General features: G+C 68.7%; 22 protein-coding genes. 9 read left to right on the top strand and 13 right to left on the bottom strand.

Annotated features, from left to right (window positions below; translation table 11 throughout):
* Positions 1-136: 136 nt before the first annotated feature.
* The 3 genes from rox to ACFQ9K_RS30495 are packed head-to-tail and all read left to right on the top strand — an operon-like array spanning position 137 to position 3144.
* Positions 137-1558 carry a rifampin monooxygenase gene (gene rox, locus ACFQ9K_RS30505; protein WP_378721201.1) on the top strand — a complete coding sequence of 474 codons (1422 nt, stop codon included), beginning with the start codon at positions 137-139 and terminating at the stop codon, positions 1556-1558.
* A gap of 60 nt (positions 1559-1618) precedes the next feature.
* Positions 1619-2206, top strand: a complete 588-nt coding sequence (locus tag ACFQ9K_RS30500) for a TetR/AcrR family transcriptional regulator (RefSeq protein WP_378721207.1) — start codon at positions 1619-1621, stop codon at positions 2204-2206.
* Positions 2203-3144 carry an alpha/beta fold hydrolase gene (locus ACFQ9K_RS30495; protein ID WP_378721209.1) on the top strand — a complete coding sequence of 314 codons (942 nt, stop codon included), beginning with the start codon at positions 2203-2205 and terminating at the stop codon, positions 3142-3144. The genes ACFQ9K_RS30500 and ACFQ9K_RS30495 overlap by 4 nt, the downstream gene beginning before the upstream one ends.
* A 301-nt stretch (positions 3145-3445) precedes the next feature.
* Here ACFQ9K_RS30495 and ACFQ9K_RS30490 read toward each other — a convergent pair whose 3' ends face one another.
* The 8 genes from ACFQ9K_RS30490 to ACFQ9K_RS30455 form a co-directional block, all read right to left on the bottom strand.
* Positions 3446-4831, bottom strand: coding sequence for an MFS transporter (locus ACFQ9K_RS30490; RefSeq protein WP_378721213.1), 1386 nt, complete (start codon positions 4829-4831; stop codon positions 3446-3448).
* A complete protein-coding gene (locus tag ACFQ9K_RS30485; RefSeq protein ID WP_378721214.1) occupies positions 4828-5388 on the bottom strand; it encodes a TetR/AcrR family transcriptional regulator in 561 nt (186 codons plus the stop codon). Before ACFQ9K_RS30485 ends, ACFQ9K_RS30490 begins: the two co-directional genes overlap by 4 nt.
* A gap of 106 nt (positions 5389-5494) precedes the next feature.
* Positions 5495-6715: a DUF418 domain-containing protein gene (locus ACFQ9K_RS30480; RefSeq protein WP_378721215.1), complete on the bottom strand. Its 1221-nt coding sequence runs from the start codon at positions 6713-6715 to the stop codon at positions 5495-5497.
* Positions 6716-6821: 106 nt separating this feature from the next.
* Positions 6822-7580 (bottom strand): hypothetical protein, encoded by a 759-nt coding sequence (locus ACFQ9K_RS30475; RefSeq protein WP_378721217.1) that lies wholly within the window; start codon positions 7578-7580, stop codon positions 6822-6824.
* Between the two features lie 329 nt (positions 7581-7909).
* Positions 7910-9331, bottom strand: coding sequence for a S8 family serine peptidase (locus tag ACFQ9K_RS30470; protein ID WP_378721218.1), 1422 nt, complete (start codon positions 9329-9331; stop codon positions 7910-7912).
* A gap of 78 nt (positions 9332-9409) precedes the next feature.
* Entirely contained in the window at positions 9410-10003 is a 594-nt protein-coding gene (locus ACFQ9K_RS30465) for a DUF308 domain-containing protein (RefSeq protein ID WP_378721219.1), read from the bottom strand.
* Positions 10004-10148: 145 nt separating this feature from the next.
* Complete coding sequence (locus ACFQ9K_RS30460) at positions 10149-10712, bottom strand: DUF4232 domain-containing protein (protein WP_378721220.1); 564 nt, start codon at positions 10710-10712, stop codon at positions 10149-10151.
* Between the two features lie 147 nt (positions 10713-10859).
* Positions 10860-11531: a 1,4-alpha-glucan branching protein gene (locus ACFQ9K_RS30455; protein WP_378721221.1), complete on the bottom strand. Its 672-nt coding sequence runs from the start codon at positions 11529-11531 to the stop codon at positions 10860-10862.
* A 213-nt stretch (positions 11532-11744) separates the two neighbouring features.
* On the opposite strand from ACFQ9K_RS30455, the gene ACFQ9K_RS30450 reads away from it, so the two are divergent.
* The gene (locus tag ACFQ9K_RS30450) at positions 11745-12200 is read left to right on the top strand and encodes a hypothetical protein (protein ID WP_378721222.1); all 456 of its coding nucleotides are present in this window, start codon (positions 11745-11747) and stop codon (positions 12198-12200) included.
* A gap of 346 nt (positions 12201-12546) precedes the next feature.
* Here ACFQ9K_RS30450 and ACFQ9K_RS30445 read toward each other — a convergent pair whose 3' ends face one another.
* The 3 genes from ACFQ9K_RS30445 to ACFQ9K_RS30435 form a co-directional block, all read right to left on the bottom strand.
* Positions 12547-13503 carry a hypothetical protein gene (locus ACFQ9K_RS30445; RefSeq protein WP_378983893.1) on the bottom strand — a complete coding sequence of 319 codons (957 nt, stop codon included), beginning with the start codon at positions 13501-13503 and terminating at the stop codon, positions 12547-12549.
* A gap of 524 nt (positions 13504-14027) precedes the next feature.
* Positions 14028-15251, bottom strand: a complete 1224-nt coding sequence (locus ACFQ9K_RS30440; RefSeq protein ID WP_378722714.1) for a DUF6461 domain-containing protein — start codon at positions 15249-15251, stop codon at positions 14028-14030.
* A 168-nt stretch (positions 15252-15419) separates the two neighbouring features.
* Positions 15420-16061: an FMN-dependent NADH-azoreductase gene (locus ACFQ9K_RS30435; RefSeq protein ID WP_378722713.1), complete on the bottom strand. Its 642-nt coding sequence runs from the start codon at positions 16059-16061 to the stop codon at positions 15420-15422.
* 190 nt (positions 16062-16251) lie between these two features.
* Here ACFQ9K_RS30435 and ACFQ9K_RS30430 point away from each other — a divergent pair, with 190 nt between their 5' ends.
* Complete coding sequence (locus ACFQ9K_RS30430) at positions 16252-16629, top strand: winged helix-turn-helix transcriptional regulator (protein ID WP_378722717.1); 378 nt, start codon at positions 16252-16254, stop codon at positions 16627-16629.
* Here ACFQ9K_RS30430 and ACFQ9K_RS30425 read toward each other — a convergent pair.
* The gene (locus ACFQ9K_RS30425) at positions 16619-17017 is read right to left on the bottom strand and encodes a winged helix-turn-helix transcriptional regulator (protein ID WP_378722712.1); all 399 of its coding nucleotides are present in this window, start codon (positions 17015-17017) and stop codon (positions 16619-16621) included. The genes ACFQ9K_RS30430 and ACFQ9K_RS30425 overlap by 11 nt on opposite strands.
* 102 nt (positions 17018-17119) lie before the next feature.
* On the opposite strand from ACFQ9K_RS30425, the gene ACFQ9K_RS30420 reads away from it, so the two are divergent.
* Positions 17120-17968 (top strand): alpha/beta fold hydrolase, encoded by an 849-nt coding sequence (locus ACFQ9K_RS30420; RefSeq protein ID WP_378722711.1) that lies wholly within the window; start codon positions 17120-17122, stop codon positions 17966-17968.
* Positions 17969-18089: 121 nt separating this feature from the next.
* Positions 18090-19553, top strand: coding sequence for a carboxylesterase/lipase family protein (locus ACFQ9K_RS30415; protein WP_378722710.1), 1464 nt, complete (start codon positions 18090-18092; stop codon positions 19551-19553).
* On the opposite strand, the gene ACFQ9K_RS30410 is transcribed toward ACFQ9K_RS30415, so the two are convergent.
* Positions 19550-20716, bottom strand: a complete 1167-nt coding sequence (locus tag ACFQ9K_RS30410; protein ID WP_378722709.1) for a citrate/2-methylcitrate synthase — start codon at positions 20714-20716, stop codon at positions 19550-19552. The two genes, ACFQ9K_RS30415 and ACFQ9K_RS30410, sit on opposite strands and share 4 nt — an antisense overlap.
* A gap of 86 nt (positions 20717-20802) precedes the next feature.
* Here ACFQ9K_RS30410 and ACFQ9K_RS30405 point away from each other — a divergent pair, with 86 nt between their 5' ends.
* Together ACFQ9K_RS30405 and ACFQ9K_RS30400 are read left to right on the top strand one after the other, a co-directional pair.
* Positions 20803-21987: a citrate synthase gene (locus ACFQ9K_RS30405; protein ID WP_378722708.1), complete on the top strand. Its 1185-nt coding sequence runs from the start codon at positions 20803-20805 to the stop codon at positions 21985-21987.
* A gap of 338 nt (positions 21988-22325) precedes the next feature.
* On the top strand, positions 22326-23534 hold the full coding sequence (locus tag ACFQ9K_RS30400) for a site-specific integrase (protein WP_378722707.1): 1209 nt from the start codon (positions 22326-22328) through the stop codon (positions 23532-23534).
* Positions 23535-23624 lie beyond the last annotated feature (90 nt).

Genomic DNA, 23624 nt, shown 5'->3' with positions numbered 1-23624 from the left:
CGACGCCACAACCTGCGCAAACGCGGGTGTGTGCGGTCGTGCGGGCAAGAGCCCGCGGTGCGGTATTCGACGCGAGCGCGCGGATGTCGTCGAACTATGCAATGTGGGTCGGACGCAACCTCGTATGGGAGATTTCATGCATGACGTGATCATTGCCGGTGGCGGACCGACCGGAATGATGCTGGCCGCCGAGTTGCGGCTGGGCGGGGTGGACGTCCTCGTGCTGGAGAAGGAACCGACGCCGACCGCGGTGGTCCGCGCGCTGGGCCTGCATGCGCGCAGCATCGAGATCATGGATCAGCGCGGTCTGCTGGAACGGTTCCTCGAGCTCGGCACCAAGCATCCGCTGAACGGTTTCTTCGCCGGTATCCGCAAGCCGACCGGGCCGCTGGATACCGCGCATCCGTATGTGCTCAGCATCGCGCAACCGCTCACCGAGCGACTGCTGACCGAGCATGCGCTCGAGCTCGGCGTCGAGATCCGGCGGGGCAGCGAAGTGGTCGGGTTGAGCCAGGACGCGGACGGGGTGCGCGTCGAGGTGGCCGACGGCACGCGGTTGCGGTCGCGCTATCTGGTCGGTTGCGACGGCGGGCGCAGCACGGTGCGCAAGTTGCTCGGCGTCGGCTTTCCCGGCGAGCCGAGCCGGGTCGACACGTTGCTGGGCGAGATGGAGCTGACCGCGTCGCTGGACACGATCAACGAGGTGAACGCCGAGGTGCGCAAGACGCAGCTGCGGTTCGGCGCGATGCCGCTGGGCGACGGGGTGTTCCGGGTCGTCGCGCCGGCCGCGGAGGTGGCCGAGGACCGCCGGGTGCCGCCGACGCTGGCGGAGATGAAGCAGCAGTTGATCGCGACCGCGGGTACCGATTTCGGGGCGCATTCACCGCGCTGGTTGTCCCGCTTCGGCGACGCCACCCGGCAGGCCGAGCGTTATCGGGTCGATCGGGTGCTGCTGGCCGGCGACGCGGCGCATGTGCATCCGCCGATGGGTGGGCAGGGGCTCAATCTCGGTATTCAGGACGCGTTCAACCTCGGCTGGAAGCTGGCCGCGCAGCTCAACGGCTGGGCGCCGGCGGGGTTGCTCGACAGCTACCAGAACGAACGACATCCGGTGGCGGCCGACGTTCTCGACAACACGCGGGCGCAGATGGAGTTGCTGTCGCTCGAGCCGGGCGCGCAGGCGGTGCGGCGGCTGGTGGCGCGACTGATGGACTTCGAGGAGGTGAGCCGGTTCCTCACCGAGATGATCATCGCGGTCGGGGTCCGGTACGACCTCGGCGAAGGACATGAGCTGCTCGGGCGGCGGCTGCGGGACGTGGGGTTGAAGCGGGGGCGGTTGTTCGAGCTGATGCGGGATGGCCGGGGGTTGCTGCTCGATCAGACGGGTCAGCTTTCGGCGGCCGGCTGGGCGGATCGGGTCGACTGTGTGGTCGACGTGAGCGAGGAATTGACTGCGCCCGCGGTGCTGTTGCGGCCGGACGGGTACGTGGCGTGGGTCGGTGCGGATCAGCGAGAGCTGGACGGCACGCTGGCGAAGTGGTTCGGCGCCGCCCGCTGAGGTTGCCAAACCTAGTGTCCCTAGTTTATAAACTAGGGACACTAGGTTATGGAGGCGCACATGATGGCACGAGCCGGGCTGACCGCCGAGCGGATCACCCGCGCCGCGGCCGATCTCGCCGATGAGATCGGGTTCGACAACGTGACGATGTCGGCATTGGCCAAGAAGTTCGGGGTCAAAGACGCGAGTCTCTACTCCCATGTCAAGAACCTCCAGGAACTCCGCGCGCGCGTCACCATGCTGGCCGCGGTGGAGAAGACCGATCTGATCGCGAGTGCCGTCGCCGGACGGGCAGGCCGCGACGCGCTCGCCGCGTTCGCCGACGCCTGGCGTGCGTACGCGTTGCGGTACCCGGGTCGCTACGCCGCGACGCAGACACCGACGGCGCCCGGCATCGTCGACGTCGACCCGGGCGCGCTGCGCGGCATCGAACTCACCTACAGCATGCTGCGCGCCTACGGCCTCGCCGAACCCGACCTCACCGACGCGGTTCGGTTGCTGCGCAGCACTTTTCACGGTTACGCCGCGCTCGAGGCGGCCGGCGGCTTCGGGCACGCGCGCGATACCTCCGCCTCCTGGGCGCGCATCATCGACGCCCTGCACGTCACGCTCGAGCAGTGGCCGGTCAATGACAAGGAACAGCAATGAGATCCGACACCCTGAAGGTCCCCGGCGCGACGCTCTACTACGAGGTGCGCGGCAATGGACCCGTCCTACTGCTCCTGCCGGGCAGCGGCGGTGACGCGGCGGTCTTCGACCCGATCGCCGACACCCTCGCCGCACAGTTCACCGTCGTCACCCTCGACCCGCGCGGCTACTCGCGCAGCACCCTCGACTCCGCCGAGGAAGTTGATCGGCCGGCCGCGGTGCAACGGGAGGACGCCTACCGATCCACCGAGCCGATCGTTCCGCCGAGCGCGGCGCAGCGCGACCACCGATCGACCGAGCCGGTCGGTCAGCTGATTGCGGCACAGCGCGAGGACGCTTACCGTCTACTCGAAACCCTCACCCCCGCAGGCGAAGACGCCTACGTATTCGGCGGGAGCGGTGGCGCCGTCATCGCCCTCGACCTCCTCGCCCATCACCCCGAGCGCCTGCGCCTGGTCATCGCGCACGAACCACCTTGCTTCGCGATCCTTCCCGACGCCGCCGAGCAGCAGGCCTTCATCGACGAGGTCTATACCCTGTTCCGCACGGCGGGGGTGGCCGCCGCGGGCGCCCGTTTCCTGGAAGGCATCGGCGGAACCATGAAAGCCATGCCGAACCCCGCCGACCTGCCACCCCGCACCGACGAAATGATCCAGCGCCTGTACGCCAACGCCGCCCGCATGCTGGCCCACGAACTCCGCCCCATCACCGCCTACCTTCCCGACGAACCCACCCTCGCCACCCGCGCCGACCGCCTCGTCATCGCCGCGGGCGAACAAACCCGCGGCCACCTCCCCCACCGCCCGGCCGCCACCCTCGCCGACCACCTGAATCTCCCCCTGACCGAATTCCCCGGCGGCCACAGCGGTTTCACCGAAGCACCCACCGAATTCGCCGCCCAGCTATTGGACCTATTGCTCACGGCGCGAGCACACTAGCCGCCGCCGAATCGGCCGGTGCCGCTTTCCCAATCATGTCCAAGGTTCGCTCGCGTCGCCGATCGGACTCGCAGCGCGGCCGTCGCCGGACCTTCGGCTACGTCCGGTCGGGCCACAGATCGCGCTGATGAGCAGCCAGCGCCTCATGGCGTCGGACTCGGTCAGCAGCAGATTCCACTGCATCACCGAGCCCACCCGCTTGCCCGAGCTCAATGCGCAAGCGAACCGACCGACTGGCACAGCCCAACGGCGACCGCCCGCCTGGGTCCCAGCGCACGAGCCCGACACGGAGGCGCATCGGTCAGCGGGCCCGAGCCGGCCGATTCGCGGCGACGATGAGTGCACTGACCGCGAGCGGAGGCAGTGCCCACAGGGCGGCGGCGACGTATCCGTCCTGATCGGGGAACATCGCGCCGACCGGTGTGCCGGCGGCGAGCAGGAAACCCGCGATCGCGCTGCCGACGCTCATGCCGATACTGCGGGCGATCTGATTGATCGAGAGCACGCTGGCGGTCTCTTCGGGCGGCACACCGGCGAGGACGAGCTTGGGCATCACCGCGAAGACGCCGCCGACGGCGAAGCCGAGCAGGGCGAGCGCGGCGAGGACAGCGAGCAGTGATCCGCTGGCGAGGGTGAACAGCACCGCGCTCGCGACAGCGATCCCGGCTGCGAGCGTGTACGTCCGGCGTTCGGCGATGCGAGCGATGAGCCGCGGGACCGCTTTTCCGGCGACGAATCCGAGCACCGAGAACGGGATCAGCGCCGCACCCGCGGCGACACCGGGGAGGCCGAATCCGTAATGCGTCCCGGTCGGCGTCTGCACATAGCGGGTGAACAGACTGAACAGCAGATACAGGCCGCAGCCTGCCACGAGGATCGCGAGGTTCGCGCGCAGCACGGGCGCGCGGGCGAGGAGCCGCACGTTCACCAGTGGTGCGGCGCTGCGCGATTCGACCAGTGCCCACCCGGCCAGGACCGCGACGGCACCGGCAAGGATGCCGCCGGCCGGCCACCCGGTCGACCACATCGAGGGTTCGGCGACGACCAGCAGGATTCCGAGCGTGCCGACGGCCAGGAGTAGTGCCCCCGGGACATCGATCCGGGGCAGTTCACCGGGTGCCTCGACCGGCAGGGTCCGCCAGGCGATGACCAGCGCGGCCACCGACAGCAGCAGCCCGAGCCCGTACGCGGCGCGCAACCCGGCGAGTTGGTCGAGCAGGCTGATCACCGGGTAGCCGACCCCGATGCCGACCGTCGATGCGACCGATATCGCGGCGATCGTGGAGCCCGAACGCTCCGGCGGCAGGTGGGTGCGCGCGACGCTCATCAATAGCGCCCCGACCGCGACCGCGAGCCCTTGAAATCCGCGTCCGATCAGCAACGCCGCGAACGGAAGTGGCAGCACGGTCAGCAGCCCGCCCATCGAGACCAGCGCGAGCGTGACCAGGATCGTGACCCGCCGATACGGTCCGCCACCGAGCCGGCCGAGCACCGGGCCCGCGATCGCTCCGCTGAACAGGGTGATGGTCAAGGTCCACTGCGCCGCATTCAGCGACACGTGCATCCCGGTGGCGACCGGCGTGATGAGCGGTGCGCCGACGCTGCCGACCACCGCTCCCGCCAATGCCGTGGATACCAGTGCGACGCCCAGCCTTCCGGTCTGCTGGACATCGCCGCGGGTGGTCACCGGTTCGTCTCGGCGGTGATGTGCGCGAACAGACCCGACTGGATCCGCGTGCGAACCCCCGCCGCCCACGCCTCGTCGACCTGCTCGATATCCATCGCGGCCCCCGCGTTCAGCAACATCCCGAAGGCCAGAAACGTCTTCACCGTCACCGGCTCGAGCCCCGTGCCGTCAGCCGCCGTTCCCCACATCCCGGCGAAACACGCCCGCACCGTATCCCGCACCTCCGGATCCCCGCACGCGGCAAAACCCTGGAGCTGCAACAACAATCCGGTCCGATCAGCCAGCAGATCGAAGTATTGCCCGCCCATCACCGCCAGCGCGTCCAGCCCGGTCTTCCCCGCACCCGCCGCCCGCATCCCGTCGCTGACCCGCTCGAACGCCGCCGCCACCAGTTCCAGGAACAGTGCCTTCTTCGTCCCGAACATCCGGAAGATGTACGCCTGCGTTATCCCCGCCTCCCGCGCGATCGCCTCCGTGGACGCCCCGTGCAAGCCATGCTCCGCGAACTCCTTCGCCGCAATAGCCAGCACCTGACCACGTCGCTCAACCCCGCTCATCCGTTCCGCCATGAGCGCTAAGTTACCAGTTACTAACTACTAACAAAATGTGATGTCGATCCGATCAACTCCGGTCGAGATCAGGCGCAGGCAGACTGACCCGCGCTCAATCCGTCTGTGCCGGAACTCGTTCCGGGCGACGTCTCCACTCCGGGACGGACAGGTAGGTCGCCGCGCGCAGGGCCCACTCCACCGGGCCGTAGCGGTGGGTGCGTAGCCACCAGGTGCTGAGCGTGAGTTGGGCGGCGTAGGTGAGCAGGGCGATGGCGATGACGCCGGCGGGTGGGATCTTGTCGGCCAGGGCGAATCCGTAGCCGGTGTAGATCACCATGAGCACGATGGACTGGGTGATGTAGTTGGAGGCCGCCATTCGCCCGGCGGGCGCGAGACGGCGGAGAAACGGTGCGGTGCGCGGTGATTGGGCGAGGCAGATGATGCCTGCCATGTAGGCGAAGGTCATCAGCGGGTTGACGAGTTGTTGCACGCCGGCCCAGTAGGTGGGCGGGGTGAACCATTGCATGGTTGCGGCGAAGGTCACGGCCGAGACCGGCAGGCCGATCGTCAGGCCGCCGGCGAGGACCCGGGGCGCCCAGCGCCGCAACGTCTCTCGATCGGTGAGCAGCTCGCGTTTGCCGGCCGCCATGCCGAGCAGGAACATGGCGAAACTGGTCACGCCCTGGGTGAACCAGATCAGCGCGATGAAGATCGGTGCGAGCCACATCTGGTCGGCGAAGGTGTCGGCGAGGCTGCCGTTGTATCCGTCGTGGATCCGGCCCAGGTCGAAGAGGCTGGCCAGCGCCTTCATTCCGTCGTCGGGGGTGTCACTGGGCAGGAATGCCCAGCCGCACCAGAGCACGTACAGGATCGCGCCGGTGAGCACGGCGGTGCGCGGCTTCAGCTTCTTCAGCGGGATGAGAATCAGGCACAGGACGGCGTAGAGGGTGAGGATGTCGCCGATCCACAGCAGGAAAACGTGTGCGAGCCCGATCGCCAGCAGTGCCAGGCAGCGCCGCAGCAACCGCGCGTTCGCCGAGGCTCCCGCCCGCTGCGCCGCCGCGATCTGCAACGTGAACGAGTAACCGAACAGGAACGCGAACAGCAGATAGAACCGGCCCTCGAACAGCCCGCTGACCACCGCGCTGACGAAGTGGTCGACCGGCCCGTCGAAACGCAGCTTCGGTTCCTCGGCGGTTCCGCCGAACGACCACAGCGTGGTGGCGACCATGACATTGGTGATGAGGATGCCGAACAGCGCGAACCCGCGCAGGATATCGACCTCGGCGATCCGTCGACCCACCGCGGTGACGGGGAGAACCGATTCGGACATGGGTCGAAACTAACGCCGTGGGCCGGGCCGGCGCGTCGGTCGACGGGCTGACCCGTGCCCCGACGTATGGCTGCGGCGACCGCGACCTACGGCGTATTGACATCGCTCACGCGAGGTCCGCGACCTCCAGATAGATCTGCCGATCGACCACGATCTCGGCCAGAAACCCGTGTGCGCCACCGGCGGTGGCCGGGAACGCGGCGACCGCCAACTCCCCCGCGCGCAACCGGGAACCGGTGAATTCGCGCTGCCCGAGAATGATCGGCTGCGCCTGCGCGAAGCCCGCCGCGGCGACCTCGTCGGCGAGTGGCTCGCCGAGCAGGTCGGTCACGGTGCCGGGAATGAGCCGGGCGGTGACGATCTGATCGAAACTGGGTTGGCGGGTGATGTGGTGCGCCAGATACATCCGGTCGGGCCTGCCGAAGCAGATGTGGGTGAGCAGGCCGCGGCCGCGTTCGCGTTCCGGTTGGAGTTCGGCGAAGTGGACGACCTCGCGCACGGTCGCGCGCACCCCGGTGGCGATGGCGATGCCGCCGCGTTCGCGCCGGCCGCGGATCAGGGTGCCGTGGAAGGACCGGCGCGGGCGCGGGCGATTCGGATCCAGTTCGGCGACGGGGAAATCCTCGGGGTCGAAGGTGTGGATGTCGGTGTAGCCGATGCGCCGGTCCGCGCCGAGGGCCCGGCTGCCGCGCTCGTCCAGTTCGACGGCGAGCAGGATCTGGAAGTTGTGCGGCGCCTGGAACGTCGGCTGGTACGAGACGTAGCAGTCCACGCCGGTGCCGAAAACGACCATGTTGTGCAGACCTGCACCGCCTGCCAGTCCGGGCTGGTGGTGTCCGGGGGCGCGAATATGAATTGCACTCATTGTGAGCTCCTTCCTTGCCACCCTCACAGTGCCAACTTCCGGCGGCTGTGCCACGAGTGCCCGGCTACTCGAATACCCCGTGACCAGCTACTCGACACCGGTGGTTGCTGTCGCGAACACCGACAGGGCCCGGCGAGTAGTGACGCAGGCTTCAGCCGCTGCCTGCTACACGGAACCGCGGTATCGACGGTTCACCACTTGATCGCCGCGCAGGTAGCGAAGCGCCCAGGGGACGCTGCAGCGCCGCCCGGTGCACACATGCCGTGCCGGGATGCGTGCTGTGCCGACGGACAATCCGGGCCTGCGCGGATCGACCGCTGCCGGGAAACTCACTGGGGCGCTGCCATCGCCTTCAGGTCGGGAAGGTTGCCGATGCGCTGACTTGCCGGTCGGCCGGGCGCGCTCGTCTGTGGCGATCCGGTGGCACGCAAGCGAGCACGCACCTCGGCGGGGGTTCTGCGGCGACCGGCCGCCGTGCTGATTCCCTGATAGCTGGCGACGGTCCCGGTGATGATCGGTGAGGCGCTGGACGTTCCGCTGAATACGTCGGTGTACCAGAGGTCCTCGTCGGAGCCGCCTTGCAGATCGCCATAGCCAGTCGTGGTGACCTCGCGTCCCCACGCTTGGGTATCGACCCGGGAACCGAAGTTGGAGAACGCCAGTCGAGAGCGGCCGGGTCCGTGGTCGCGACCGTGGAAGCCGGCCGGTGGTGCGCCCGCGCCGACGATGATCGCGCCGGAGTCGGCCGCGCCACCGCGGAACGGGTTGCGCCACGCGGCGGGAAAGCCCGCTGGGCGAGTGTCGTAGCGGGCGGCGTCGAGGTCTTCCGCGCCGTTTCCGCCGGCTTCCACCACGATCACTCCGCGCCCGACCGCATATCGGATGGCGGCGAGATCGTCCGGCCACCATTCGATCGCGATGTAACCTGCCTGGTCCGGGCGGCCAGCGTAGTTGAATCGTGGCCCGGGACGGTGCAGTTCGAGCAGGATGACATCGCCCGCACCGAGCGCGTCGGCGGCGGTGCGGATCGCGGCGGCCGATCCCGGCCCGAAGATCGAGACCGCGCGGATCAGGGCCTCGGGTGCGATGCCGGTGATGCCGAACGCGTTCACGTCACCGCTGATCTCGCCGGCGACCGCGGTGCCGTGATCACGCCACCCCTGATCCGGGGAGGGATCGCCGCCGATCACTCCGCCCTGGTTGCCGAGCAGGTCCTCGTGGGTGAACCGCCACGCGCCCTCGACGTCGATCACCCGCACGCCTTGTCCGCGTCCGCCGGGCACGGTCCAGGCCCAGCGCGCGTCGACACCCTGCGGTGCCGCGTCCAGGTAGCCCTGGCGCGCTTCGAAGTTCGGGGTGACCGGCGGCGCGTCGGCGGCCGCGGCCTCGGCGGTGTAGTCCGGGGCGATCGGTGGTTCCGAGGGCGGTTTGAGGTACGCGCCGTCGACCAGGTCGGCTTCGCGCAGCCGGGCGGCGAGGTCGGCGAGTCCGTCGGTGATGCCGCGGACGGAGAAGAACTTCAGGTACTCCGCGGCGATGGTTTCGTGCGGGGTTCCCGCGACGCGCTGGTGCAGCCGATTCGGCGGGCCGAAGATGCGCGCGAGCCGGCCGCCCGCGGGCAGCAGCGCGGTCAGCCGTTCCTCGGCGCTGCGGCTATCGCTCAGCGCGGTCGGTGTGAGCGAGGTGTCGGGACCGTGGGTGACCACGATCAGTTCCGCCGGCGAGCGGGCCGCGGAATGCTGCGGTGCCATCGTTCAAGTCAACCGCGTGCGTGGACCTGGCACTGCCGTAATGGGTTACGCGACGGCCGCATATCCGCATCGCCCGCCTCAGCGAACCGCACGCATGCGCGACACGCCAGGCAGGTCCACCACGCCGTGCCGCACCGCCGCGACGCTGAGCACCTCCATCGTCCCGATCACGATGAGGAACAGACCGACCACCAAGCCGAGCACGTCCACCGAGTCGAACGGCAGCACGCCGATCACGATGCCGAGCACCATCGTCGCCAGCCCGAACACCTCCTGCCGACCGGCGCCGGTCAGACCGTTCGCCCAGACCGCGACCGTGGCATGGCAGATCCCGCGCACCGCCCAGGCCAGCCCGATCCAGAACGACAGCAGCAGCGCCGAATTCCCGCCCGCGAAACACAGCACGGCCAGCAACATCGACACCAGGCCGCTGGCGAAGACGAGGATCCGCAAGGCGGGCGCGAATCTCGCGCCGACCGCGATCACCATCTGCAACGCGCCGTTGAGCAGCAGATACAGGCCGAACAACAGCTCTGCGGTCGGTATCGACTTGTGTGGCCACACCGCTACGACCACACCCACGATCATCGAGCAGGCACCGGCCACCACTATCGCCTGCCGAGCACTCCCGGACAGTGGTTCCGTACGCCCTTCCAGCTCGCTTTCGGGCATAGCTACATGATATGGCCGGATCATTCGGTTAGCCGCGTGTTTGCTTTCACTCGGTGCGGCGGCCGATATGGATGTGCTCAGGCCGCGTCGAGCGGGGAGGTCGGGCTAAGACGGTCACGTAGCCGGCGAGATTCCGGCGGCCGGATCAGGGATGCATGTCCGCGCCGAGTAGCGGGTGGACCTCCAGGGTGCAGGCAGTGATGGTGGCCGCGACCGGGTGGGGGGCGGGGAGGTTCGGCGGGGTGACGAGTAACCGGGTGTAGGTGGGGCACGGGTTGCCTGCGGCGTCGACGGCCATTCCCTCGACGATGGCCGAGGCGGCACCGGCGGCGGGGACGTTGCTGTCGGTCACGGTGACCGGCGGGGGTGCGTCGCGATCGGGCGGGAGCCCGCCCAGGTAGCCGCGAGGTGTGTGATCGGCGCGGATGGCCGGCCCGCCCGCGTCGGCCTCGACCTCGGGGTAGCCCGAAAGTTCGCACGCCGGAGTGCCGTTGATCAGGCCGATGGTGATCTGCACGCCGCGATGGGTCGCGGCGGGTGAGACCTCGGTCGCGCTGAGCACGAGCCGGCCGGGAGCGCAGGGGGACAGCTGCTTGCTGCCGATGCTTGGCGAGGCGTCGTTCGATGCCGGGGTGTCCGCGCATCCGGCGGCGCCGAGCACCGCGGCGCAGAGGGCGATCCGTGCGTACCGCTCAGTCCGTTTCGACACAGGAATCAGCTCCTTTCGTCGTCGGAGCAGGCCATCCCCCGCTGCGCTATCCGTTCACTCCGATACGGACATGATCGCAGGCGGCCGGGCGCGTGTCTCGCCAACTCGCTCGAACGTTCCTGCGGCCGTGCAGGTTTCGTTCGTCGGCTAATCCTCCGCGTGCCCGGCGAAACTCAGGAACACCCCGCGAACCGACGAACCGTCCGGCAGTCGCCACGGCGCGGTGACGTGACCCGCGCCGGCCCGTTCGGACCGCTCGTCACCGGGTCGCAGGACGCGATTGATGCGGACGATCGCCGTGCTGCCCGGCACCCGCGCGCCGACCATGATGTCGGTGCGCGCCGATCCGTCCTCCGCCGACACCGGCTCGGAACCGAGTGCGGGAACCGCGATCTCCGGGGTCACCACCGCGACCGACGCGTCGGTCTTTCCGCTGTCGTGCTGCGCTTGGGGCCGCGCCGTGCCCTCGAGCAACGCCAGAATCTGCGCCACCACCACCGGATCGCGCGTCCCGTCGTAGAGCCACCGCTGCCCGAGCACACCGTGCATCGAGGTGCCGACGAGCGCATCCTCGGCTCCGTCGAGCGGCGCCCCGCGATAGGCGAACGGCACCTGGTAGGTGACGGGCTCGTCGCCGGAGCTGTCGGTCACCGCCAGGAACTCGATCCCGACCTCCCCGTCCGGATCGTCGAGCCGAAATCCCCCGACCCGATCCAGGACCGGCACGGCGCCACCGCGATACCACGACCTGGTCGGCAACCACGACGCCAACAACTCCACTTTGGTGGGCACCATCGTGGTCTCGTGGATGACGGCCATGCTCGGACTCCTCCTGCTTCCGCGCCGCGGCGGCGCTGTGCTCCGAGTTTATGGGACCTGGATGCGCCGACCGTACCGATCCCGTTGTCGCCGCCTCGTTTTCGGCGGCAGCGAGCTCGGCGATCTCCAGCATGCCGACCCTCGGCCGCGATATTCTTGATCCGGTGTTTTCGTGACGGAGCGTGTCCCCCTACAGCAACGCTTGGAGCGAGCATGGGTACCCCAACCGGAAGTGGCGCGCACACCATCGCAGTGGCCGGGGGTGACTTCTCGTTCGACCCGATGGGCTTCATCTTCCAGGTGTATTCGAGTGGGGGCAGCACCTTGCGGTTCGGCAACATGACCGCCCTGCCCGGCCGGCTCAGCAAGATCGACTGCCGGTGGTCCCAGGTCACCGAGGTGGCGTTCACGTCGACCGCCGAGGATACCGAGCTCGCACTGTATGTCTGGGGTCTGCCTGCCGAGGCATCGACCGATTTCTGGTCGGCTCGGATAGGCGGGCACAAGCTGGTCGGCTTCACCGAATCGGACCGTTCGACCTGGGTGAAGGTGGCGTCGGCGATGTCGCGCTACAGCCGGGGACGGGTCACCCTCACACTGCCCGCCCGATCCGCGCCCGCGCCGAAGAAGCCGTTGTGGCGGCGCGCCCGCGACTATTTGGCGGAGTAGTCGCGGGGCGAGCAGGTTGTCCGCGACGCGCTACGGCCAGTTCCCCCTGTGGGCCGGACGAGTTCGATCTACTGGCGCGAGCGGTAAGGGCTGCGGGGAGCCGTTCGACGCGATCAGCGGGATCCGGACGCCGAACGACCACAGCTGCCGCACCACCCGACGAGTCGCGTCGCCCGCAACGCGACTCGCTGCCGCAATAGCACGCAGCCGCACGCCTTCTGAGTTCCCGCACCTGGAATCGCATGCAAATCCCGGTGCGGGAAATCAGAAGCCGTGCGGCTATCCGAATCTGTGACCGCGATACGGCGGCGGTCAGCTCAGCGCGTCGCTGGTCGCGTCGGCCCGCTCACGCTCCCGCGCGACTGCTCGCCTCGGCGCTGGCGGGCGGTTTGCGGCGGGCGTCGGCGAGGAGTTCGTCCAGTTGGGCTTCGGCGCGTTCGGCTCGGGCCAGGGTTTGGGTGCGGGCCTGGTCGAGGGCCTCGATGCGGTGGGCGGCTTCGGCGCGGGCCTTGTCGATGCTAGCGGCGGATTCGGCTCGGGCGGCGGCGATTTCGGCCGCGGCGGTGCGGCGGATGTCGGCGAGTTCGGTGCGGGTGGCGTCGAGTTCGGCGCGGACTCTGCGCCATTCCTCGCGTGCTTCGTTGGCGGCCTCGATGCGTTCCATGGCGGCTTGCTCGGCGCGTTCGGTGGCTCGTTCGGCGTCGGCGGCGCGTTGGACGGCGAGGTCGCGTTCGGCATGCGCGGCCGCGACCTGGGCCGCGGATTCGCGTTGGGCGTGCGCGATTTCGGTGGCGACGCGGCGTTCGGCGCGTTCCACCTGTTCGGCGGCCTCCGCGCGGATTCGTTCGATCTCCTCGGCGGCCTCGCGGCGGGCGGTGCGGACGTCGGCCTCGGCCTCGCTGCGGGCGGCGAACACGTCGTCGGCGGCTTGCCGGGTGGCGCGCTCCATTTCGCGCAGTGCGTCGTCGCGGGTGCTGTGGGCGTCGGCGACGGCGGCCTCCGCGCGTTCGGCCGCGCCGGCCGCGTCGTCGGCGGCCTCCTCCGCGCGGGCGCGGGCTTCCTCGGCTTCGCGGCGCGCCTGCTCGGCGGCGACCGTGGCCATTTCGGCCTCGGCGATCCGGCGGGCGGCGTCGGCCTGAACGGCCTGGACCTGGGCTTCGGCGACGGAGGGGTCGCCGAGGGTGGACAGTTCGGCGACGGCGGCGTTGAGCGTGTTGCCCAGTTGGTCTGCGAGTCCGCGGAATTGGGTGAGCAGCTCATCTGCCCGGAGCCGGGCCATGGTGACCGGGCCCTGCGGCGTCACAGTGACGGAAGCGACGGGTACCTCCGACTCCTGTTGTTGGCGTTGACGTTCCCGCCACGCGCGCCATCTCGTGTGGTCCGGGTGATCACAGTATTCGGAGGGGCGGCCGGGTCCCCCGCCGCGCGTGATCGGTCGGGAGCAGCCCGGGTAGTTGCAGACGTTGGACACCGGAAAATCGTAGCGTTGGTTTCGTCATTCGTGACGTATTGAGACGAAACGAAATGTTCCGTGTCGCAAACGGACTCATTTCCTGACGCCCAAGTCTGACCGCCGATAAGTGAACATTATCGGCGGTCAGACTCGAACAGACTTCCGCAGACTCCCCCGAAACCGTTGCATCTATTACGTTTACGTTTGGTTGCATCAAACGAAACGAAACCGCTACGCAATCCCTCGAAAACTGTGCACCCATGTACGTCCGTACCAGTTTGGCGAAAGTGTCAGATCCGACGGAATGCGGCAGCCGATTGGCGAGAACCGAACGCGGCTCACACCGCGGCAAAGCGCAGGTACGCCGTGGCCGTTCACCTGTCGAGCAGCAGGACGCGGGCGGGTCCCGTGAGGTCCTCGATCGTCGGACGGACGCCGGCGACCTGGCACAGCAACTCGATGTCGTCGAGGCTGTCGTCGAACGCGTCCGGGGCATCGATGCCCATCGCGGCCAACGCCTCCTCGATCACGTCCGGTTCGGCCCCCCACACCTGGCTCGGCGCACCGTCGTTGAACGTCGCCAACGTCTCGCCATCCCGGCTGACCAGGAACGTCTGGTCGGCGTTGATGCTGAAGTGGCAGGAGACCGCGAAGGTGCCGCGGGACAGTTCCGGGCTTGTCGCTCCCTGGTTGCCTCCGTCCTCGACCAGCAGGGCATGCGGGCCGAGGACGAACGCAGCGACGATCCGGCTGTCATAGGCGTTCTCGTCACTGACCCGCTGCTGGAGCTCGGCCCAGGTAGCGGAGGCGATCTGGCTGTCGTCGGCGCCGACGCGACGCAGAGCCTCATCCGGACCGATGTCGTGGATCACGGTCAGGCAGTAGCCGCCATCCATGTCCCCCAGGCCCGCGTCCATCCACGGATGCGGATTGCCGCTCTCCTCGGCCTCCTCGACGGTGGCCGATACCGCAGCGGCAGGCCGCTCGACGTGGCCGAGGCCGAATTCCCAGCGCACCTCACCACGGTGGTCGACCAGGACCAGCTCCGAGCCTTCCGGGCCGCGCCGCGGGAACCGCCAGGTCAACCAGGTGCCGGGCTGGTCGAGCGACCGAGCCTCAACCGGTTCGATGGGCCAATATCCCCTGGTCCGCTTGCTCGTGTACACCAGGGACTCATCGTCGGCGCTGCGATTCACGGTGTACATACCGTCGTCCGACATCAGAACGCGGTTCCCGCGAATCCAGTCCACCGGCGCCCGGTCGCCCAGTGACTCCGGCACGATCGGGCCGTGCAGCAGGCTGTAGACGGGCATCCCGGCCTCGGAGATGATTCCGTCCCCATCGTCGGTGACATGGAGGGTCGACCAGCTGAGTTCGGGCAGGTCGACCAGCCACGAGACCTCGTTGCCCTGGTAGACCGCGAAAATCCCGTCCGCGCCGAGGCGGAGCGTGCCGACGGCACCCGCCGACCAGGTGACGGTGCCGTCGCGGTCAGCGATCACCGCGCGGTCGTCGGCGTCGTAGCGCAGCGACCATTCACCCGACGGTGCGGGCACCGGTTTGATCAGTTTCTCGGAATGGCGTAGTACTCGACCCACGGTAAAGCTCCACTGGCTCGTTGCGACAGTATGCGCCGAGTCTGGCACAGGCATGCCGCACATGCTTCCGACCCCGCGCGAACCGGTATCACGTTGCTGCGCAAGGCATCCGGCTGGTTCGGCGGCTTCCTCACCCGGCAGCAGATTCCTGACTGTTCGATCCGCGGGTCAGGCGGCTCGCCGGTCGAGGGCGGCAGCCAGTTGCCGGGCCTGTTCGTGTGCGGAGGCGAGGGACCTCTCGTACAGCGGGATGAGGTCGGCCATCGCCGGGACGACAGGGGCCATGGTCAGTTCGGGAATCACCGTGGTCACGTCGAGCCCGAGGGTGTGGGACCAGCCCAGAACGGTTTCCAAGGTGGGGATCAGGTGGTCGCGGCCCTCGTTGGGCGCGCCGGGTCCGTAGCCGCCACCGCGGGCGGAGACCACCACCGCGGGGCGACCGGCGGTGGGTGCGGCCTGGGTGAGGCCGAGGGTGCGGCCCTCGATCATGATCTGGTCCAGCCATGCCTTGAACACCGAGGGCATCGTCAGGTTGTACATCGGGACGGTGAACAGGTAGGCGCCGGCGCGGAGGAATTCGGTGATGAGTTCGTCCTGGATCCGGGCGGCCTCGGCTTGTTCGGCGGTGTGCCGGGCGGGGTCGGTCATCCGGGCGGTGATGCCCGCCGCGCTGAGGTGCGGCACGGGCGAGGCCGCGAGATCACGATGGACGACCGGGCCCTGCCACGCGGCGCGGAAGGAGCCGGCCACCTGGCGGGAGACGGAGGCCTCGCCGAGTGCGGAGGCGTCGATGTGCAGAAGGTACGACATGGTTGACGAGCCTTTCCCGAAGGGCTGTCGCGATCGGCTGAGTTGGCGCGAAATCGACAGGCACCCTTCAATTCATATGATTTGTGCGTAACCACATGATGGAGCAGAATCGGAAGCGGTACAAAAGGCACATCGGTGTGTGTGACGGAGAGGAATGTGCGCCATGGAGGCCACAGCACAATCGGGCACCATGGCCGGCCGCGGCCCGTGCGCCGGTATCCCCGCCGACCAGATGCAATTCATCCGCCAAGTGCTCGACCGCATCGGGGACAAGTGGAGCCTGCTGGTGATCGCGGTGCTGGAATCGGGACCGTTGCGCTATACCGACATGCAACGCGAGATCCCCGGCATCTCCCAGCGCATGCTCACCCTGACCCTGCGCCAGCTCCAACAGGACGGGTTGCTGGACCGCGCCGCCTACGCCGAGGTACCCCCGCGCGTCGAGTACTCCCTCACCCCGCTCGGCCGTGGACTGCACCGGATCGTCAACTCGCTGATCGGCTGGGCCGCCGAGCACCACAACGAGATTCGCGAGAATCGAGACCGCGCCGCGGGGATCAGTTCGTGACAGTTGAACTGCGGTCCGCGACGTTCGCGGCATCGATCACGGCCATGTGCTCCTCCGCCCATGCGCGCAGTGCGGCGAGCGGATTTTCCAGGGAGAGACCGAGATCGGTGAGGCGATAGTGCACGCGCGGCGGCACGGTGGGTTCGACGCGGCGAGCGACCAGCCCGTCGCGGGTCAGGTTTTGCAGGGTCACCGACAGCATCTTCTGCGAGACGCCCGGCATCCGGCGCTGGAGTTCGGCGAACCGGACCTCGCCGGGCGCGGCTTCGGCGAGCAGTTTCACCACCATGGACACCCACTTGGTGCCGAGCCGATCCAGTAGCCGGCGGGTCGGGCAGGCCGGAGCGAACAGATCCCCGCGCCGGCCGGTGCTGGGTCGGGTAGTCACCTGGAGCTCACCACCTGTCTCGAAAGTGCCGTCTTGGCAGACTACCGGACGTTACCTACGGTCAGCTAGTAACCATTGGTAACCGCCGGTCCGGAGGATTTGATGCATCACGAACTGCCCGATCTGACCGTGCGGACGGTGGCCACCAACGGCATCGAGGCGAACGTGGCGATCGCAGGCAGCGGGCCTGCGGTCCTGCTGCTGCACGGCTTCCCGCACACCTGGCAGCTGTGGCGCGCGGTGATGGGCCCACTCGCGCAACGACATCGGGTGATCGCGCCCGACCTGCGCGGCCTCGGCGCCAGCACGCGAGCACCGGACGGCTACGACGCGGCGACGCTTGCGGCCGACGCGGAGGGATTGCTCGACGCCCTGGGAGAAACTAGTGCCTCTGTCGTCGCGATCGATGCCGGTGCTCCCCCGGCCTTCCTGCTGGCGATGCGGCGGCCCGAGCGCGTCGACCGGCTGGTACTCATGGAATCGCTCATGGGCACCCTGCCTGGTGCCGAAACCTTCCTCGCCGCAGGCCCACCCTGGTGGTTCGGTTTTCACGCCGTACCCGGTCTCGCCGAAAAGGTCCTCGCCGGAAACGAATCCGACTACTTCGACTGGTTCCTGTCCACCGGCACCCAGGGCCGCGGCATACCCGCGCAAATCCGCGACGCCTTCATCGCCGCCTACACCGGCCCGGATTCCCTACGCTGCGCCTTCTCCCACTACCGAGCGATGCCCACCAGCGCCGAGCAGATCCGGCAAGCCGCCGAGACCGCCCGACTCACGGTGCCGACCATGACCATCGGCGCACACCCGGTCGGCACCGCACTCGAACACCAACTCCGCCCCATCACCGACACCCTGACCGGCCACCAGATAGAGGACTGCGGCCACATCATCCCCCTCGACCGCCCCGCGACCCTGACCCCCCTGCTCACCGACTTCCTCGATTCCTGAAGGGCCAGAACCTGATTCCACTGTGCGCTACGGAATGCCGGCACGCGCGGTCGAGTGGCAAGGCGTCCATCGTCCGCGCATGATCAGACCCTCCCGCCACCGACGGAAAGCAGGCTTCCGAATGAACACCGACGCTGAGATCCGCACCGCCGCCGGAGTCGTGCGTGGGCGGTGGGAGGGTGGGGTCGCGGTTTTCCGTGGTATCCCCTACGCCGAGTCGCCGGTCGGCGCGCGACGGTTCGCCGCTCCCGTCGCGGCGCGGTCGTGGACGGGGGTGCGTGCTGTGCTGGAGTTCGGTCCGTCGGTTTCCCAGCCCGGCAGCCCGTGGACCGGTGACGCCGGAAACTGCTTGACCCTCAACGTCTGGTCGCCCGATCCGGGTGCCGTCGGCCTGCCGGTGCTGGTGTGGATCCACGGGGGCAGGTATCTGGAGGGGACCTCGGGCAACCCGCACCAGGACGGTGCGCTGCTCGCCGGTACCGGCACGGTCGTGGTCAGCATGAACTATCGCGTCGGCGTCGAGGGGTTCGCCTACGTCGCGGGGGCGCCGAACAATCGCGGGATCCTCGACCAGGTCGTCGCGTTGCGGTGGGTGCGGGAAAACGTTGCCGCGTTCGGCGGCGATCCGGGCAACGTCACCGTGTTCGGTCAATCCGCGGGCGCGGGTTGCATCGCGGCGCTGCTCACCATGCCGTTGGCGAAGGGCCTGTTTCGTCGTGCGATCGCGCAGAGTGTCCCCGGCACCTACTTTTCCGAAGGGCTCGCGGCCGCGATCTCGGCGACGATCGCCGAAGAACTCGGGGTGCACGCGACGATCGGCGAGTTGGCCGGCATCCACCCACGTGCACTGATCGAGGCAACGGAGGCGGTGCTCCGGAAGATGCCGGACCGGGTCGAATCGTGGGGGCCGATGGCGCTCACCCCGACTCCGTTCTCACCCGTGGTCGATGGTGATGTTCTCGCCGATTCACCGTGGCGCTCACTCGCCGCCGGGGCCGCGCGGGATATCGATCTGCTCGTCGGGCACACCCGTGACGAATACCGGCTGTTCAATCCACTGTTCGGTACCGAGGTGACCGACGCGCAGCTGGCGGAAACGCTCGATCGTTTCGCACCCACGCCCAACGGCAGCGCCGGTTACCGCGCCCTCTATCCCGAGGCCACTCCGGGCGAGCTGCACGAACTCGTCAATTGCGACTGGCTGTTCCGGATGCCGAGCCTGCACCTCGCCGATGCCCACCAGGCCGGCGGCGGCCGCGCGTGGAACTACGAGCTGTGCTGGAGCTACCACCCGGACCACGGCGCTTCGCACAGCCTCGACGTGCTGCTCGTGTTCGGCACGCTGAGCCTCGACGATGTCCGTGACCAATCCGCCGACGCCGAGGAGGCCCTTCGTGTCGGCGACCATATGCGTTCTGACTGGCTGGATTTCGCGACCACGGGTCATCCAGGTTGGTCGCCTTACGATCCGGGCAGCCGGTCGACCCGCGTCTACATCGACGAGCCGATCACCCGGCCCTACCTTGAGGAACGTTCACGCCGGATCTGGTCCGACTACCGGTTCGACGTTCTCGATCTGCGCTAGGCGCGCTGCGGCACCGGTTGTGGGGCGCGTGGACCGATGTACCGTGCGGCAGGCCGGATCACCTTCGCGGTGTCGGCTTGCTCGAGCACGTTGGCCGTCCATCCGACGACTCGGCTGGTGGCGAAGGTCGGGGTGAACATGGATCGCGGGATTCCGCAGAGCTCCATCACGACTCCGGCGTAGAACTCGACGTTGGCGTACAGATCTCGGCCGGGTTTGAGCTCGGCGAGCAGCTCGGTGACTCGTCGTTCCACGGTCGTCGCGAACTGCACCAGCTCACCGCCGAGTTCGATTCCGATGGCGCGCAACAGAACCGAGCGTGGATCCGCGGTGCGGTAGACGGCGTGGCCGAAGCCCATGATCCGGTCGCCGCTGGTGATCTTGTCGCGGACCCAGCCGTCGATGCGGTCGGGGCTGCCGATCTCGTCCAACCCGTCCAGCGCCCGGTCCGGTGCGCCGCCGTGCAGCGGGCCCGTGAACGCGCCGATCGCGCCGATCACCGCCGAGGCGACGTCGGCACCGGTCGAGGCCACCACCCGCGCGGTGAACGTGGACGCGTTGAATCCGTGATCGATCGTCGCGATCAAGTACTGCTCGATCGCCCGGACGGCCTGCGCGCGCGGCGTTTCTCCGGACAGCATGTACAGCCAGTTCGCGGCCGTCGACAGATCCGCCCGGGGCGCGACCGGCGCCAGGCCGCGATCGAGCCGATGCAGTGCGGCCAGAATCGTCGGCGTCACCGCGCAGATCAGCAGCGCGTCGGCTTTGCGCGCCGCGGAATCCGCGTCCCACACCGGCCGCAGATCGCGCACCCCGGCCAGCATCGACAGCGCGGTCCGTAAGCCGACCATCGGGCGGAACGGATCTCCGCTGGCCAGCGCGGGCAGGACCGGAAGCAGTTCGGCCGGCAGCGTTCGGGCACGCGCCACCTCGGCGGTGAACGCGCTCAGCTCGGCTCGATCGGGCAGATGTCCCTCGAACAGCAGAAACCAGACCTCTTCGAACGTGCATGCCGTCGCCAGCTCGATCGCCGAGTACTGGCGGTAGTGGTAGAAGCCTTCCTGCCCGCGCACGTCGCTGAGCCGGGTCTCGGCCGCCACCACATTGCGCAGGCCTGCGGCTACGTCGATCAGCTCGTCGAGTTCGACACCGTTGATAGTCATCGTTGAACCTCCTCGACTGAACTGTGCGATCGCGATCAACTAGAGTCAATATTGATCAAGTCAATGTAAGGGCGGAGAGGCAGGTCATGGACGCGAAAGGTGACGCACGCCACCTGACCACCGCGGAGGTGGCGAGCCGACTGGGGATCAAGCCGGAGACCGTCTACGCCTATGTCAGCCGCGGGCTGCTGACCAAGCTCCCGGCATCGGGCCGCCGCGGCAGCCTGTTCCGGGAGGATGAGGTCGCGCGGCTCGCGCACGGCCGCCGACACGGCGGTGATCGCCGGGCCACGATGGAAGACATCGCCAGCGCGATCTCCCGCATCGAGGACGACCGGCTGTACTACCGCGGCCGGAATGTCGCGGACCTGGTTCCTGCGCACCCCGTCGAAGCAGTGGCCAACCTGCTCTGGACCGGCGAACTGGCCTCGCCACCAGAACAATTCACCGCTCCCGCCGAGATCCTGAGCACCTGCCGCGCCGCGGTGGCCGCCCTGCCCGAGGGTGCGCGGCTCACCGATCGCATGCGCGTCGCGGTCACCGTGGCCGGCGCCGGCGATCCGCTCCGCTTCGACCTGTCCGCGCAGGGTGTCCTGCGCACCGCGCGAATCCTGCTCGCCGTCGAGGTCGACTCCCTCGGCAACCCGTCCCGCGATTCCGGAACCCTCGCCGACCGGCTGGGCCCCGCCCTGACCGACCACCCGATGCCCGCCGGCCTCCTCGACTCGGCCCTGACCCTGCTGGCCGACCACGGCCTGGCCATCTCCACCGTCGCCGCCCGGGTCGCGGCCAGCGCCCGCGTCCATCCCTACGGCATCATCTCCGCCGGGCTCGGCGCCCTCGACAGCCAATACCACGGCGCCGCAAGCACAGTCGCCTACCGCTTCCTCGCCGAAGCCATCACCGACCCGCTCGCGGCCGCCGCCGACCGCCTGCGCCTCGGCGGTAGCCTGCCCGGCTTCGGCCACCTCGTCTACCGAACCACCGACCCCCGCGCCGAACTCCTGCTCGCCGAACTCCGCCCCATCCCCGCCGCCCAACCCGCCCTCACCGCCATCGACACCATCACCACCCACCTGGGCGCCCCACACACCGCCGTTCCCAACATCGACCTGGCCCTGGCCGTTCTCATGCACGCCTACCGGATGCGCCCCGACGCCGGCGAGGCCATCTTCGCCCTCGCCCGCACCATCGGCTGGACGGCCCACACCCTCGAGGAATACGCCGAACCCCCAATGCGCTTCCGCCCCAACCGAACTCCCGCACTCTGAGCGCGGACCGCAGAGCTCGGACTGCGGCGCGCGGAGTCGTAAACGGCACCGCCGGCACGGTCGGCGCTTTCCCCGCTGTGGCACTCACGGCCCCATGGAGCTGCCCGTCGCCTGATGGGTGAGCCGATCACGCGGAGCTAGGTAACGGTTCAGCGCGGGCCAGCGGCATCAGCTTCAGCACCGACTGCTGCGCGGAATGCTCCGGCCGTCGCGCGCCGGGCCGGGCAGTTGCCGCTCGCCGCGCGGCATTGATCCGACGCGCGCGGGAACTCTCGATGCGGTGAATTGGACTGGGGCAGATGGAGAATGGGGGTGGTCTAGGGACAGGGAGTTGATCGATGGAGGAGCGCGTCGCCGCCGTGGTCGCGGTGCCGGAATCAGTGCGGACCGAGTTGCGGCGTGGGGTGCGGAGCGTGTTGGTGGACGCGGCGGCGCTGCGGTTGGTGCGGGAGCGATTCGATGATGATCAGGCGGGGTCGTTGCGCCGGTATCTCGAGGCGTCGCAGTCGGCGAATACGTTGCGGGCGTACCGGACCGATTGGATTGCGTGGTCGGCGTGGTGTGTGGCGGAGAGTCGGCAGGCGATGCCGGCCGATCCGCTCGACGTCGCCGTGTATCTGGCAGCTGCCGCCGACGCGCGGCGAGATACCGGAGAGTGGGCGTTCAGTGCGGCCACGCTCGAGCGGAAGTCGGCGGCGATCGCTGCGGTGCACGCGGCGAACGGGTTGCCCTCGCCTACGCGTTCCGACGTTGTCCGGCTGACTCTGCGCGGTATCCGGCGCACTCGGCGTACGCAGCCGAAACGTAAGCGGCCGGTGCTGTTGCACACGCTCGACCAGTTGCTGGCGGGGCTACCCGAACCCGGCTGGCCGACCGAACCCGCTCGGCGCCGCGATGCGCTCGTGTTGCTGATCGGGTTCGCGGGTGCGCTGCGGCGCAGTGAGCTCGCCGGGCTGCGGATCGCCGATGTGGATGTCCAACTCGATCACGCGACGGGTGAGCCGGTGCTGCTGGTGCGGTTGCCGTCGACGAAGACCGACCCGACCGGTGTCGCCGAGCAGCGGGTCGCGTTGCCGCGCGGTCAACGCCCCCGCACCTGTCCGGTCTGCGCGTTCGCCGATTGGGTTCGACTGCTCGAAATACACACTGCCGCAGGCGCATCGGGTGTGCGTGCATGGTTGACCGAGGAGGTCACCGACCCGGCCATCCACCGGTGTCACGGATTCACCGGAACGGCTCTGGCCGAGCAGCCGGACCTTCCCCTGTGCCCCACCATAAATCGTCACGGTACGGTTGGTGGCACGCCGATGTCGGGTCGCGCGGTCGCCGAACTGGTCAAGCGCTATGCCGCGCGTGCCGGCCTCGACCCGGATCTGTTCTCCGGGCACTCGCTGCGTGCGGGGTTCGCGACGCAAGCCGCCCTCGGCGGGGCCAGCGACCGCGAGATCATGCGCCAGGGACGGTGGTCCAATCCGCGCACTGTGCACGGTTATATCCGGACCGCTAATCCGTTGGAAGACAATGCGGTCACCAAACTCGGGCTCTGACGGATTCGTTGGGATAAGTGTGTTTTCGCGATTTCACCTCTCCTGATTTGCAGCGCGGAGTGAGACATCCGTCCCATTGCGCGCACCACC

Origin of the sequence: Nocardia sp. NPDC056564, from assembly GCF_042793755.1 — a bacterium.
Classification (GTDB): domain Bacteria; phylum Actinomycetota; class Actinomycetes; order Mycobacteriales; family Mycobacteriaceae; genus Nocardia.
Note: the sequence above shows the minus strand (reverse complement) of the source record. Positions and strands in the feature narration are given on the sequence as shown.

Bases quoted from the DNA above. Each gene is read 5' to 3' on its own strand.
- ACFQ9K_RS30400 (WP_378722707.1), top strand. From the start codon at position 22,326: ATGGAGGAGCGCGTCGCCGCCGTGGTCGCGGTGCCGGAATCAGTGCGG.
- ACFQ9K_RS30420 (WP_378722711.1), top strand. From the start codon at position 17,120: ATGCATCACGAACTGCCCGATCTGACCGTGCGGACGGTGGCCACCAAC.
- ACFQ9K_RS30500 (WP_378721207.1), top strand. From the start codon at position 1,619: ATGATGGCACGAGCCGGGCTGACCGCCGAGCGGATCACCCGCGCCGCG.
- ACFQ9K_RS30480 (WP_378721215.1), bottom strand. From the start codon at position 6,715: ATGTCCGAATCGGTTCTCCCCGTCACCGCGGTGGGTCGACGGATCGCC.
- ACFQ9K_RS30435 (WP_378722713.1), bottom strand. From the start codon at position 16,061: ATGTCGTACCTTCTGCACATCGACGCCTCCGCACTCGGCGAGGCCTCC.
- ACFQ9K_RS30415 (WP_378722710.1), top strand. From the start codon at position 18,090: ATGAACACCGACGCTGAGATCCGCACCGCCGCCGGAGTCGTGCGTGGG.
- rox (WP_378721201.1), top strand. From the start codon at position 137: ATGCATGACGTGATCATTGCCGGTGGCGGACCGACCGGAATGATGCTG.
- ACFQ9K_RS30465 (WP_378721219.1), bottom strand. From the start codon at position 10,003: ATGCCCGAAAGCGAGCTGGAAGGGCGTACGGAACCACTGTCCGGGAGT.
- ACFQ9K_RS30470 (WP_378721218.1), bottom strand. From the start codon at position 9,331: ATGGCACCGCAGCATTCCGCGGCCCGCTCGCCGGCGGAACTGATCGTG.
- ACFQ9K_RS30410 (WP_378722709.1), bottom strand. From the start codon at position 20,716: ATGACTATCAACGGTGTCGAACTCGACGAGCTGATCGACGTAGCCGCA.
- ACFQ9K_RS30430 (WP_378722717.1), top strand. From the start codon at position 16,252: ATGGCCGGCCGCGGCCCGTGCGCCGGTATCCCCGCCGACCAGATGCAA.
- ACFQ9K_RS30405 (WP_378722708.1), top strand. From the start codon at position 20,803: ATGGACGCGAAAGGTGACGCACGCCACCTGACCACCGCGGAGGTGGCG.
- ACFQ9K_RS30485 (WP_378721214.1), bottom strand. From the start codon at position 5,388: ATGAGCGGGGTTGAGCGACGTGGTCAGGTGCTGGCTATTGCGGCGAAG.
- ACFQ9K_RS30450 (WP_378721222.1), top strand. From the start codon at position 11,745: ATGGGTACCCCAACCGGAAGTGGCGCGCACACCATCGCAGTGGCCGGG.
- ACFQ9K_RS30455 (WP_378721221.1), bottom strand. From the start codon at position 11,531: ATGGCCGTCATCCACGAGACCACGATGGTGCCCACCAAAGTGGAGTTG.
- ACFQ9K_RS30495 (WP_378721209.1), top strand. From the start codon at position 2,203: ATGAGATCCGACACCCTGAAGGTCCCCGGCGCGACGCTCTACTACGAG.
- ACFQ9K_RS30475 (WP_378721217.1), bottom strand. From the start codon at position 7,580: ATGAGTGCAATTCATATTCGCGCCCCCGGACACCACCAGCCCGGACTG.